The organism is Nodularia sp. UHCC 0506 (assembly GCF_034931045.1).
Classification (GTDB): domain Bacteria; phylum Cyanobacteriota; class Cyanobacteriia; order Cyanobacteriales; family Nostocaceae; genus Nodularia.
The window spans coordinates 267,640-280,875 of record NZ_JAYGHH010000001.1 but is presented as its reverse complement, the minus strand read 5'-3'; the positions used below and the strand labels follow the sequence as shown (position 1 = coordinate 280,875).

Sequence of the window (13,236 nt, the reverse complement as noted above, 5' to 3'; positions counted from 1 at the left end):
AAGTGCTGAATTAGGTTTTTCCTATCAATCTACTTCCTTGCGAGTCTCTTGAAAAGCAAGACCCATCACTACTAATCCTGGCCAATATAAATAAACTAATATCTCTAAGTTTTCACCAAAGGTATAAAGAAAAAGAATCATCACAACACTCAAGCCTACTTTAGCAGTTGGCCGTCTACTGTCCATTGACTTAATTAACAAATCAACAAAACTAAAAAGCAAGGGAGCAGCTAGAGCGATAAATCCAACAATGCCCTTGACAAATAATAAACCCGCCCAGCTATGATGTGAACCAATGGGCATATACTCAACAAGATGGGGTCCTTCTTCAACCACACCATGTCCCCAAATTGGAGCTTCGGTTCTCCAGCGATAGACAGCAATTTCTTTTAAAGCCATACGTACCCTTGTTGACCCGGCTCTTGCGGCCTTGAAACCTTCCCAAAAATTATTAAAGGCCACAATGATTGATGGGGCAAAAATGCCACTCAGATAACTAAAAAAACCCAGTCCAATGAGCATCTGTGGCCGAGCTAAACCAGATAAGACTTTTGTTAGTACGGGGATAATAATGATGCAAACTTGAGCTAGACGGGATTTACAAACAAGACACATGACAACTGATCCTACTAGTCCTAACCAGCGCCATTTCTGATTTTTTTCTTGCAAGGCCAGCATAAAGTTAACATTGCCCACAAAACCTAATGCTGGTCCCCAAGGGGTAAATAGCCGCCAGCGTAAATCACCCGTGCTGCCATCAATTTCATAGAGAGGCACGTCAAAAAATTCATTACCAGGCCCACCTACGGCTTTTAGTGGTGAGACGTAAAGGACTTGGGGTAAGTTTAGTAAGGGAGTTACTAATAAAAAAGGGACAATCAACAGGGTATGAAGACCCACGATACAAACGGCACGATAAATTATCTGGGGGCGGATCTTTAAGCATCCTGCTAAGGGATAAAGAGCTAGTGCAGCCCAACCTTTAGCCCAGCCAATGGAGGATTTAATGATTAAACTTGTTGGTAAATTGTAGTCAAGATGTCCGGCTATTAATGCCACTTGCATCATCAACATTGAGATAATCCATATCCACACAGACAAAGAAATTGTGATTTTTTCCTCCTCTGGAGTGTCTTTAGTTTGAGCCAGAATTTTAATTAGTAACAAGAATATTAGTACCCAAGGTAAGACCGCACCGACAACATAAAGCCCGCCGAAAACCCAGATGTAATAGGTATTAGCGATCGCCCACCACACAGCTTTTTCTGGTATATTTTCCGGCTTAATATCATCTTTTTTTTTATGCTTCAACATCAGTTTCCTGAGAAAATTGCTGATTGATCAACAGGGCATTGGGAATCACGGAGAGGTTAATCCAAAAATCCGAAGTTGAGTGACATTTTTTGAATTGTTTTGCTCTCACTAATTGTCTTTAATTTTGAATTCGGAGCGCAGCGACTTAACTTTGGCTGTATCATGATATCCATTTAGATAGCTTGTCTAACCAGGGTTTACGAATCCACAGCACACCAAGACCGAGGGTGGAAAAGAGCGAACCAGCCGCCGCTCCCGCCAAGATAAAGTTCTTTTTAGGAGTAGTGGGTGCATCTGGCAAAGTAGGTTCCATCGCCATTTGAATTAAAGGATAGGTAGAAAATATATCCCCTTGCCCTAAATCTAATTTGGTGAGAGTAGAGGCAAAAGTCGCTTCAGCAATCTGTTGATCTCGCTTCAAGTTTTCTAAGATTGATTGCTTTTGAGAAAGATTATCTAGACGCTTTTCTAGTTGAGCGATCGCTACGTCCAAACCTTTAACTTGGGCTTTGAATCCCTGTTGATCTGATTGGTAAGTCACCAAATTCTGGAATAATATATCCCGCCCAGATCCGTTCACAGCCAAAGCTAAACGATTGAGTGTTGCGGGAGTTAGAGGCTGACCTGATAAGTATTCACTACGCTCAAGTAAGGCATACCAAGCAGCTTCTTGACGTTTGCTTTCTTTAATGATTTGAGGATGGTTAACACCAAATTTAGTGCTTAAGACTTCTAAGGAAGTTGTCGCTTCACTGTAGTCTTTGAGGTTTTGTTGAAAGATTTGGTCTACATGGAGAAAAAAAGCTGTTGCTGCTTCAGCAGGGGAAAGTCCTAGATCCTGAGATAACTGCTGCATTCGTTTGTCAGTCAGTTGCTCTTGGGCATGAGTTTCGGCTCGTAATCGGCGCAGTTGCTCAATATTAGTCGATAAATTACCTAATTGCTCAGGAAAATTTAAACCAGAACGCATTTTATAATCCGAGAGTTGTTTTTGTGCGTCCTCTAGTTTACGCTGGGCGGAGAGCAGAATTTCTTGGGAAGGTTTTCCTCGTTGACTAATTTCCCCAGATCGTAAGACATTGATGTGGCTAACTATTGCTTCATAGAGAGCTAAAGATTTATCCCGTGCTTCTTCTGGACTTTTGCCAGTGACTTCAAACTGCATGATTGTTGTGTTGTTTAACAGTTTGATGCGGGGCTGATTGAATTGATCAACCGGAATTTTAGCGATCGCTGCTGCGGCTTCTAATACGCGGTCACTTTTAAAAATATATTGCAGATTTGCTCTAGGATCATAAGTAGAACTCCCTAAAGCGGAGCCAGTAGAAGAAGACGCTTGACCAATTCCTGGCAGGTTGACGTTCACGCCTAAACTACCGCTACTGAGTATCAACCCCCACTCACTAGTATAAGTAGGTTTGGTAATTTTCAAATACTGAAACGACGACCCCCAAATCAAAGTATTACCCAATATACTGAGGATGAGATAGCGCAGCCAACGGCCTTTCAGGAAACTCCCCAGATATGCCATCTTGAAAATTAAGAGCCTCTGTGTCATCTGAATAAATCTCGCAAAATGGGAATAGGGGATAAGATGGTTTGGATAATATCCCGAAATTGAACAACTTTTGAGTCATAGCAGGCGACAATATCATTGGCCTGAAGAAAAGGGTTGTTAACATCGCTGGTAGAATTTGTCAGTAAATCGTTGACATGACGCTGCAAGTAGTTGGTTTTTCCAGTCAAATGCTCAGTAGTTACTAGAATAGCTTTGCGTTCGGCATTAGTACCCCTTGTCCCCCCAGCACAGTTGGCTGCTGTCACCGCATGGGAAAATCGAGAACCATAAGGAAATGATGTGGCATCACGTCCAATCCCAGAAACAGCATTACCCGTAGCTGGTACGGTGAGATTGGAAAGAAATACTTTCACACCAGCCGGGGTAATTGGGGAAGGACGCACGAGTTCATTGTGCATCTGTCCCGAATCTGGAACGATGATGCGATCGCCCGCAATCAATGGTACATCAACAAAGGATTCACCTGTAAATAGACCAGATAGGTCAATAATTCGGGTTTTTCTATCGCGGATCAATTGAATGTTTTTGATATCAGCAGTGGGTTTGATTCCTCCTGCATCACGGATCGCAGATGCCAAGTAACGGTTGATGGGATATTGTCCAGCTACTGGCACAGGAGGCTGTGTTCTCTCCCCTGGGGAAAGTTCATTGATCAATACCCTTCCTGGTAAAAATGTTGCCCCACTGACAAACACCTCCACCGGCCCCCACTGCACTACTCTTAAACTTACCTGGAGAAAGGAGGGCTGGAAAAACGCGCCATCAATCAAAACTGTCTTCAGATTCTCTTCAACTTGCTCTGGTTCTAAACCCACAACAGGCAACGGGGTAAGATAGGGAATCTCTAAATTGCCTTCTAAGTTAACTTCAAAAATTCCACTAAATTCTTCTCCTTCTGGAATAGTGACCTTGACGCGATCGCCCGGAGATAGAGGCAATGCCCAACTAGGTTGCGCGAATATTAATGTTGCAACTATGGCATTAAAAAGTAAAAGTTTAAGCATCATCAGAGAAAATACGTAAGTGGCTATTTCAGTAATTCGTGAGAATAACAGACTACAACTAATTAGTAGTTTCCACTAGAATATCTAGTTTTAATTGCCCCTAATAACTAATATTTATTTTACAATATTACTTGAGATGCAAATACCCTGTCTCCTAATCTAACTAACTCTCTAACCCACCAGAAGCAGTAATACTACTTATTTTATGCCACCAATTATTGTGATGAATCAGAGGAATTAATGAGATAGAATAACTCAATGATTTAGGAGCTAGTTCTCAAAAAAATTATACAATTTTTATTTGACAATTGGAAAAATTAAGTGTATAAAAATACTACAGGGTTTAAAAAAGAATGCATCTCTCCTAAAAAGTTGTTTGCCATCCCAGGAAATGCTGGACATCTACCAATAAAAAGGCAATCAACAACCATCACATCAAGCCAGTGGCTTTTCGGGTGTAAGTTTCTTGATACTACAAGCCTCTAGATTTATCTGTGGGGTGAATCTTTTTTGGGTAGCATTATTGCTTAACCCAAGCTATTTTTTTCGGGCATCTACCAGTCAATTAATTCTGAGAATTTCCATTATGGGACTCACCGTTGGTCTGGTAAACACTTATTCAACACTCAATATTGGTGATGCAGCCATCTATAGTGCCTTAACTGCTCTAGCATCAGAGGCTAAAGTTGTGGCTCAATTCCAAGATTCCGAACCGGAATACATTCCTAGTTTGCAAATTGTGACGCAGATGAGGCATTGTGATGCCTATATTAGTGTCGGTGGCGATATTTTTAATAATGCCCGTGAAGGTTTAATTACCAAATCTTTCATTAGGAACTTGCTTCAGTTAAGGCGATCGCCCAAGCATACTTTTGTGTTTGGACAATCGATTCCCCGCTCATGTCACAGTTTGAGTTTTCAGGCTTTGACCTATTGCTTGCGTCAATTAGCTGCTGTTTGTGTGCGCGATGTCGAAAGCCATCAACGTTTAACTACAGCTGGCATCCCAGCAATTTTATCTTTTGATGCAGCATTTACTTTATCAGCGAGTGAGCAAGCTAAAGACTTAGCTGAACAGGTGTTAAAAACATTGGAAATCCGACCAGAATCAGCAGCTTTGATTTCTCTGCGTACCTTTGATTCCATGTATCGCCATGACAATCAGCAGTTTCAACGACAACTTGTGTCCTTAAGTCGTAAATTCTGCCAACAGGGATATCAACCTGTATTGGTGATTCAGTCTCAAGCTTACGGTGCTGATCATGACTTGGCCATGGCCAAAGAAATTGTCCAACAAGTACCTCAGCTAAAAATTTTTAATCCCTTTGCCTTTAGCCATCAAATACCTAAATGGGAATTGGTAATGGCTGCATTGGCTATTTGTCGTGTGATTGTGGCAGTCAGATATCATACATCAGTTTTAGCCTTAGCAAGTGGTCGAGTGCCATATAACTTGTACTACTCAAACAAGGGTAAAGATTTAACCAAACGCTTACAAATCCCTGGTTGTAGCCTGGAAGAGTTTAACCCAGATATTAACTTCGATGCGATCGCTGCTACCTCTGTTACGACCTTTGATGATCAAACAATTCGCCAACAGGTCAAACAGGATTTTCAAAATTGCTATAGCCGAGTCACGTCGCTGCGCTCCAAATTCAAAATTCAAAATTCAAAATTCAAAATTAAATACCCCACGGATAAATCCGGGGGCTTGAATTAATGTTGTTTCACTTTTTTCTTCTCCATAAATAAATTTAGTTGCTCTGCATCCTTTTTTTCTTTGGTCATTGATTAGCACATTGAAATCAGTGGAGGAGCAAAGATGCAGGGGAGAAGTTTCTATCTAATTTAAAAATAAAGAAAATAAAACTCTATGAAACCGAAAATTTGCCATTTGGTAGGTGGTTCCGGCATGGGTTGGACTGGTGGCATTAAAGCCACATTACAAACTTTAGAAACGTCCTGGCTATCGGAAAAATTCACCTTTATGACTGCGCCTTTATCAGCAGCATCTTCTATCATATCAAAACAACAACCTGAAGTAATTATAGTTCATGCTGCCTCCTCCTGGCGGGGGTTATTTCCACTATGGAAACTACGGCGTTCAGCCAAGTTAATTATCAATGAACATCACTACTGTGCAGGTTTTGAAAACTTTAATGTTCCCTCTGTGACTCGGTTTCATGGAATGTTAAAATTGGCTTATCGGATGTGCGATCGCTTAGTTACTGTTTCCCAAGGACAGCAAAATTGGATAATCAAAAACCAATTAGCACCGACCGAAAAAATCACGGTAATTCCTTTCTCCAGATTTATTGACCCCTTTTTCAATATTTCCCCCAAACCGAGATTGTCAGAGCAACCATTTATATTAGGTGCTTATGGGCGATTTTCCTCCCAAAAAGGCTTTGATATTCTGATTGATGCAGTTAAACAAATTCCCGAATCAAGACTGCAATTAAAAATTGGTGGAACAGGAACAGACGAAACTAAATTAAAACAATTAGCCGCTAACTGTCCCAACATTGAATTTGTCGGACGCATTGATGATGTCCCTGCCTTTTTAAGTCAGTGCGATGCCGTGGTTATTCCCTCCCGTTGGGAACCTTGGGGTAATGTTTGTCTAGAAGCTAGGGCTGCTGGTAAACCAATTATTGCATCCGCCGTAGATGGTTTGAGTGAGCAAATTCAAGACTTTGGCCTACTTATCCCTCCAGAAAATTCTGTAGCACTAGCTAAAGCAATTCAGGAATTAGTGAATTTACCAGCAGACAAATTAGCCGATATGGGACAACAAGGAAAAGCCTCAGCCATAAATTCTTGGCAAAGGTACCTATCTAACTGGGACAAGTTGCTAGAGGACTTGACATGAAAGCATTAATCCAAACTTTATCTGCTTTCAAAAAAGACCGCTTTATCCGCAATATTGGCTGGATGGGGGCTTCTGAATTAGTAATTAGGGTATTTCGTCTGGTTACTACAGTCATTCTTGCTCGTTTTCTCAGTGCTGAAGATTATGGTTTAGCTGCCATTGTGTTGATGACTTACGAATTTATTCGGGTCTTCACCCGCAACGGTATTGCTGACAAAATCGTGCAAGCAGAAGCAGAAGAGGTGGAAGAGTTATGCCGTACTGCTTATGGATTGAACTGGATAATTGCCTTAGTTTTATTTATAGTTCAATGTTTGGCATCATTAGCGATCGCACAATTCTATAATAATTCCCATCTCATTATCCCTATCTGTCTGATTGCCATTACATACCTGATTTATCCTCTGGCAATGGTACAAACAGCCCTAATCAGAAGAGAAAATCGCCTGAATATTCTCGCCTTAATCAGTTCAGTCCAAGTATCTACAGATAACATTCTGACAGCCATTTTCGCCCTCTCAGGTATGGGAATGTGGGCAATTGTTTTACCGAAATTTTTAGTCGCGCCCATCTGGATTATTCTTACATTTAAATATCATCCTTGGCGGATGACAAAATCTTTCGCTTTTGATAAATGGCAACGAATCACATCTTTTGCTAGTCGGATTTTAGGAATAGAATTGTTAACAATATTCAGAGAAAATATTGATTATCTTTTGATTGGTCGCCTAGTTGGTGTGGAAGCATTAGGAATTTATTATTTTGCTTTTAATGCCGGATTAGGAATAAGTTTAAGTGTAATTAACGCTATAAGAGTTTCACTATTCTCTGACCTATGTGATCTCAAATCTCAAACAGAGTTATTTACCCAACGCTATAGCCAAAGCCTACGCAAAATAGCTTTAATGATTGTGCCTTTAGTAGTGTTGCAATCTAGTTTAGCTCCCTTTTATGTTCCCCTAATATTTGGACAGAAATGGGTAGAACGAGGCGCAGTACCTATATTAATTTTAATTTGTTGTTCAGCTTTATCTCGTCCTTTTGCCGATGCTGCTTCTTTAATGTTTCGTGCTTTTGGTCAACCACAAATTGAATTGCGTTGGAATCTCTTGTTTACTGCTTGTTTAGCTACTACTATTTGTGTCGGTACAAACTGGGGTATTGTGGGTGCTGCGGTGGCTGTGACGGTGACACACCTAACTTTGCAACCTCTGTACACCTTCTGGGCAACTTTGCAAAAATTACCCAAGTTCTTGCAAGAGGTGAACCCATGACAAATATTAATCCAATGGTCACAGTAATTATTCCGGCTTACAATGCGGCTGAGTTTTTACCAGCAACTATCACATCTGTTCAACAACAAACTTTCTCTGATTGGGAGTTATTAATAATAAATGATGGATCTACTGATGACACAGTTGCAGTTATCAGGCAATATCAAGAAACAGATCATCGTATTCATTTAATTGAGCAAATAAATCAAGGAGTTTCTACTGCTCGTAACTTAGGAATTGCCAAAAGCAAAGGTGAAATAATTGCTTTTCTCGATGCTGATGATCAATGGCTTCCCGATAAACTTCAACAACACCTCCAACAGTTTCAATCTCATCCCCAATTAGGAGTGAGTTTTGCTCAAGTGGAAATACTCAATCAAACAGGTGAACCAACCGGACAGGTTTCTAGTTCCCGTTTGATTAATTTAAAACCAGAACATTTACTTTCAGAAAATCCCACCACTACTACTTCTAATTGGGTGGTTTGTAAGGAAGTATTTGCTCAAGTAGGAGGCTTTTCTCCCGATATGAGTTATTCCGAAGATTTGGAATGGTTACTCCGGGTGATATGTACTGGTGTTTGGGAAATTGCTGGGATAAATCAAGTTTTAACTCGCTATCGAACCAGTTCTGCTGGTCTTTCCGCAAATTTATATCGAATGGAAGCGGGTTGGAATCAACTGGTACAGAAAGCGAAAATCTATGCGCCACAATTGGTGGAAAATCATTTTGCTTTGGCTCAAGCTCTACATTTGCGTTATCTGGCTCGACGGGCTTTCCGGTTAAAGTTACCAGCTGAGGTGGGGGTGGATTTTATGAGTCGTGCTTTAGCTTCTGATTGGCGATTGTTATTTTATCAGCCAAAACGGAGTTTATTGACTTTGGTGGCTGTGTTTGGGGCTTTGGTGATGGAGCAGATTTTTCTCACGCACCAGGCGCAGAGACGCTGAGAGAGAACTCAATTAAAAACTAAAAAATTCGTTCCTGTTCTCTGGTTTAATGTTATGCCTAAAATATCTGTGATTATTCCTGTTTATAATTCTGAAAAAACGGTTGCTGAAACGCTGGATTCTGTTCTGGCACAAACATACGGCGATTTAGAAATTATTATTGTTGATGATGCCTCAACTGATAAAAGTATTGAGATTTGTCGGCAATTTAAAGATGAGCGAATTAAAATTATTTATCAACAAAATCGCGGTTTGGCTGGGGCGAGAAATACAGGAATTCGTCATGCACAGGGGGAGTTTTTAGCTTTTGTTGATAGTGATGATTTATGGTTGCCAGAAAAGTTGGAAAAACATATTCAGCATTTGCAAGGTTCGCCGCAAGTGGGGGTGAGTTTTTCCCGCTCTCGATTTATTGATGAGCAAGGTACACTTTTAGCTATCTATCAAATGCCTAAGTTAACAAATATTACTCCTGAATATTTGTTCTGTCGTAATCCTATTGGTAATGGATCTGCGGTTGTAATTCGCAGGGACGTTTTGACAGCTATTAAGTTTGAAGCTAATCTTCATGGGGAGGTGGAAGATTTCTATTTTGATGATCGTTTTCGTCAATCTGAAGATATTGAATGTTGGTTACGTATTGCTTTACAAACTACTTGGAAAATAGAAGGTATTCCTGAAGCTCTGACTCTTTACCGTCTAAATAATGGTGGTTTGTCGGCTAATCTTTTTAAACAATATGAATCTTGGCAGCAAATTCTCGTTAAAACCCAAGTTGATCATCCTGAATTTATTGAAAAATGGGGCAATAAAGCTAGGGCTTATCAACTACGCTATTTAGCACGGCGAGCCACAAGACAACGAGCTGCTCAAACGGCAGTTAGTTTATTAAACCAAGCCTTGGGTACTTATTGGCGGATTATTTTGGAAGAACCTCGACGCACTTTCATATCTTTGAGTGCTGGTTATCTCTTATGGATACTACCGAAATCAATTTACCAATGGTTAGAGAAATTAATCATGCAAATTACAGGAACAAATCAGCAAAGACGCATTCAAAAAGAACAAATGGGTTAGTAAATAATTACCAATTATTAATTATGACAATTTTATTAGTTTGTTCTTCTGGTGGACATTTTAAAGCTCTGCAACAATTACGTCCTTTTTGGGAAAATCAAGAGCGAGTTTGGGTGACTTTTCGCACTAAAACTACAGAAGCAGAACTAACTGAAGAACAAGTGTATTGGGCTTACAGTCCTACTAATCGAAATCTGCCAAATTTATGCAAAAATCTGCTTTTATCTTGGCAATTAATTAGGAAAACCCGACCAGATGTAATTATCTCTACTGGTGCTGGTGTTGCTGTTCCTTTTCTGATTTTGGGCAAATTATTGGGTAGCAAAACTGTATTTATTGAATCGGTAACACGGGTTAATACTTTAAGTTTATCGGCGAGATTAGCCTTACCTTTTCTGAGTGTTTTATATGTACAGTGGCCACAATTACAAGCCCGTTATCCTCAAGCTGAACTTGTGATTCCCCAGGAGGTTTTAAGTTATTAAATAAAAACATATTCAATTAATGTTTGTGCAGTAGACATCTGGCCTACCTTTAAACCCGGACGGACTAGAAGCCCATCCCACAAGATTAGATAATTTATTCTCTATTCCCTCTTTAATTTATGATTTTAGTCACTGTTGGTACAGAACAATATCCTTTCAATCGTCTCATGCAATGGGTTGAGGTGTTGTTACAGTCGGAAATGATTCAAGAAGAAGTAGTTGTTCAGTACGGCAACTCCACTATTTTACCGGCTGGTGCAAAGGTTTACCGTTTTCTTAAGGAAGAAAAATTTCAAGATTTGATTCAGCAAGCGCGAATTGTGATCGCTCATTGTGGTGAAGGAACTTTACTGCTTTTGGATTCTTTGGATAAGCCTTATATTTTAGTTTCTCGTAGTCAAGAGTTTAAAGAACACGTTGATGATCATCAGGTAGAACTTGGTTTAGCGCTATCGCAAATTAATGTTCCTGTTGCTTGGTGTCCGGGAGATTTAGTGCGGTTTATAGATGCCCCTAGAAAGGTTTCTGTGGCTGATGTTTCTCATGCTAGTGCAGTTGCTCTTTGCAATAGCTTACAATTTCGTTTTGGTCAAGTTCTCAACTAATTTTAGGCAGGTAAATCATGGTTGCTCATGACAAAATAATGATATCTTTGGTGATTCATCGTTACAAAAATACTCTTTTAGTGCAGTTACCACCCCGCTTAACTGTGATAGAAGCTGTATCTTTTCGGGAGTCTTTTAAACAATGGGTGGAAGATGCTACTGTTAGCAAAATAATTTTAGATTTTGGTCAAACTACAATTATTGATAGTAGTGGGATTGGTTCACTAATTACTAATATCAAATCAGCCAAGGCTAAAAACATTCAATTAACTGTTTGGAGTCCTAATCCCCAAGTGAAACTGGCTTTTTCTATGGTTGGTTTGGATAAAATTTTGCATATTGAACCCGATACTGTGGCAATTATCCCTACTGTCAGTCGTAAATCTCAACAGCGTCCACCTTTAACCCATCCTTCGGTGCGATCGCCTATGAAGCGAATAATTGACATTGTAGGGGCAATTGTGGGCTTGAGCATAACTGCTGTGCTGTTTGTTCCCATTGCGATCGCTATTAAAATTAATAGTCCAGGTCCGATCCTGTTTAGTCAAACTCGTTGTGGTTGGATGGGAAGACAGTTTCGTATTTGGAAGTTTCGCTCAATGGTGACTAATGCTGAAGCTCTCAAATCGACCATTAATAATCAAGCTTCTGGTGCTTTTTTCAAAAATGATCATGACCCCCGCATTACTCGTGTTGGTCGCTTTCTTCGCAAAACTAGTTTGGATGAATTTCCCCAATTTTGGAACATCCTCACAGGAGATATGAGTTTAATTGGTACTCGTCCGCCTACTCTAGATGAATTAGAACAATACGAAATTCTCAATTGGCAAAGATTCGATGTCAGACCAGGATTGAGTGGTGAGTGGCAGGTGAATGGACGCTCAAAAATTCGCAACTTTCAAGATGTGGTTAACCTCGATTTGCGCTACCAAGAAAATTGGAGTCTTGGTTATGATTTGAAATTATTGCTGAAAACATTTGTTGTGGTTTTCAACAAAGATTCGGGGGCTGTATAATAGATGTTTGCAAAGTTCAAATAGCTTACTTTTTTCTGAAATTTCATGGAAACAAATTTAGCGCCCCATAATTCTAATCTACAAGTTGTTAGCGATATTGATGCAATGGCAACAGTTGTGGAATGGTTTAATCAATTCAATAACACACGGATATCTTATCAAACTTGGCTGGAAGGACAGACTGCTTTATTGGAGGGTTTTACAAATGTTGTGCGTCATGCTCACAGCCATCTTAGCCCTGAAACTCCTGTGGATTTAGAAGTTCAAATATCTTCTCAATATTTCCAGATTTGTATTTGGGATCGAGGTGATATTTTTGATTTAGAAGCAGCTATAGAATGTTTCAATCAAGAAATAAATCAAAAGAATTTTAATCCTTTAGATCATGAATCTCAATGGGGTTGCATTTTCTTATTAAAGCTCAAAAAAGACTATGGTTGGACAATTAGTTATATCCATGAACTGGGAAATAGAAACTGCTTATTACTGAGAAAAAAATTAGCTATTTCATAATGCTAAGACAAGAATCCAGTAATTATAGCTCTGGTTTAATAATTTTCGTAATTTGTTTAAATTAGATGCTTAATTTCCTTATTCTGTGTTGTGCATTTTATGTGCAGCAGAATTAATACAACAAAATTTCGAGATAATTATTTCAGGTACGTTTATGAATTCGCAAGTAAAAGTGATTCAGCCCCAAGGCATTTTTAATAGTAAGAATGGTAATCAACTACGTGAAAAAGTAGATGAAATTATCGCAGAAGATATTAAAACTATCTTGATTGATTTTCAAGATGTTACATTTATGGATAGTTCCGGTTTTAGTGCTTTGCTAATGACGCTAAAAAAAGTTAAACAGATCAATGGTAGATTGGTCATTTGTTCCATCAACGAACAAATAAAAATGGTCTTTGATATGACTAACACAAATCAGATTTTTGAAGTGTTACTTGATCAGGCATCATTCGGATCTGCTTAATATTGTGTCTGGACAACCTGCAATTCCGAATTACAATGTATTGGTCTGGAGTCGAAATGCGCGACGTGAAAATTGTGCATA

The 13,236-nt window shown here is 39.4% G+C and carries 13 protein-coding genes; 10 read left to right on the top strand and 3 right to left on the bottom strand.

The genetic code is table 11. From position 1 onward, the window contains the following. Nucleotides 1–24: 24 nt before the first annotated feature. The 3 genes from VB654_RS01250 to VB654_RS01240 all read right to left on the bottom strand — a co-directional run bounded on the left by VB654_RS01250 (nt 25) and on the right by VB654_RS01240 (nt 3,900). On the bottom strand, nt 25–1,314 hold the full coding sequence (locus VB654_RS01250; protein WP_323211490.1) for an O-antigen ligase domain-containing protein: 1,290 nt from the start codon (nt 1,312–1,314) through the stop codon (nt 25–27). 160 nt (nt 1,315–1,474) lie between these two features. After that, nucleotides 1,475–2,872 (bottom strand): GumC family protein, encoded by a 1,398-nt coding sequence (locus VB654_RS01245; protein WP_323211489.1) that lies wholly within the window; start codon nt 2,870–2,872, stop codon nt 1,475–1,477. Beyond that, a complete protein-coding gene (locus VB654_RS01240; protein WP_323211488.1) occupies nt 2,869–3,900 on the bottom strand; it encodes a polysaccharide biosynthesis/export family protein in 1,032 nt (343 codons plus the stop codon). Before VB654_RS01240 ends, VB654_RS01245 begins: the two co-directional genes overlap by 4 nt. A gap of 496 nt (nt 3,901–4,396) precedes the next feature. Here VB654_RS01240 and VB654_RS01235 point away from each other — a divergent pair, with 496 nt between their 5' ends. The 10 genes from VB654_RS01235 (at nt 4,397) to VB654_RS01190 (ending at nt 13,155) form a co-directional block, all read left to right on the top strand. Next, nucleotides 4,397–5,617 (top strand): polysaccharide pyruvyl transferase family protein, encoded by a 1,221-nt coding sequence (locus tag VB654_RS01235; RefSeq protein ID WP_323211486.1) that lies wholly within the window; start codon nt 4,397–4,399, stop codon nt 5,615–5,617. Between the two features lie 153 nt (nt 5,618–5,770). Next, nucleotides 5,771–6,769 (top strand): glycosyltransferase family 4 protein, encoded by a 999-nt coding sequence (locus VB654_RS01230; RefSeq protein ID WP_323211485.1) that lies wholly within the window; start codon nt 5,771–5,773, stop codon nt 6,767–6,769. Next, the gene (locus VB654_RS01225) at nt 6,766–8,043 is read left to right on the top strand and encodes a lipopolysaccharide biosynthesis protein (RefSeq protein ID WP_323211484.1); all 1,278 of its coding nucleotides are present in this window, start codon (nt 6,766–6,768) and stop codon (nt 8,041–8,043) included. Before VB654_RS01230 ends, VB654_RS01225 begins: the two co-directional genes overlap by 4 nt. Beyond that, nucleotides 8,040–8,993: a glycosyltransferase family A protein gene (locus tag VB654_RS01220; RefSeq protein WP_323211482.1), complete on the top strand. Its 954-nt coding sequence runs from the start codon at nt 8,040–8,042 to the stop codon at nt 8,991–8,993. Before VB654_RS01225 ends, VB654_RS01220 begins: the two co-directional genes overlap by 4 nt. A 54-nt stretch (nt 8,994–9,047) precedes the next feature. Next, nucleotides 9,048–10,070 (top strand): glycosyltransferase family 2 protein, encoded by a 1,023-nt coding sequence (locus tag VB654_RS01215; RefSeq protein WP_323211481.1) that lies wholly within the window; start codon nt 9,048–9,050, stop codon nt 10,068–10,070. A gap of 23 nt (nt 10,071–10,093) precedes the next feature. Then, entirely contained in the window at nt 10,094–10,555 is a 462-nt protein-coding gene (gene pssD / locus VB654_RS01210; RefSeq protein ID WP_323211480.1) for a PssD/Cps14F family polysaccharide biosynthesis glycosyltransferase, read from the top strand. A gap of 119 nt (nt 10,556–10,674) precedes the next feature. Next, complete coding sequence (locus VB654_RS01205) at nt 10,675–11,160, top strand: glycosyltransferase (RefSeq protein WP_323211478.1); 486 nt, start codon at nt 10,675–10,677, stop codon at nt 11,158–11,160. A 17-nt stretch (nt 11,161–11,177) separates the two neighbouring features. Next, the gene (locus VB654_RS01200) at nt 11,178–12,176 is read left to right on the top strand and encodes a sugar transferase (RefSeq protein WP_323211476.1); all 999 of its coding nucleotides are present in this window, start codon (nt 11,178–11,180) and stop codon (nt 12,174–12,176) included. Between the two features lie 45 nt (nt 12,177–12,221). After that, complete coding sequence (locus VB654_RS01195; protein ID WP_323211474.1) at nt 12,222–12,689, top strand: anti-sigma regulatory factor; 468 nt, start codon at nt 12,222–12,224, stop codon at nt 12,687–12,689. A 154-nt stretch (nt 12,690–12,843) separates the two neighbouring features. Continuing rightward, nucleotides 12,844–13,155 (top strand): STAS domain-containing protein, encoded by a 312-nt coding sequence (locus VB654_RS01190; RefSeq protein ID WP_323211472.1) that lies wholly within the window; start codon nt 12,844–12,846, stop codon nt 13,153–13,155. Nucleotides 13,156–13,236: the final 81 nt, after the last annotated feature.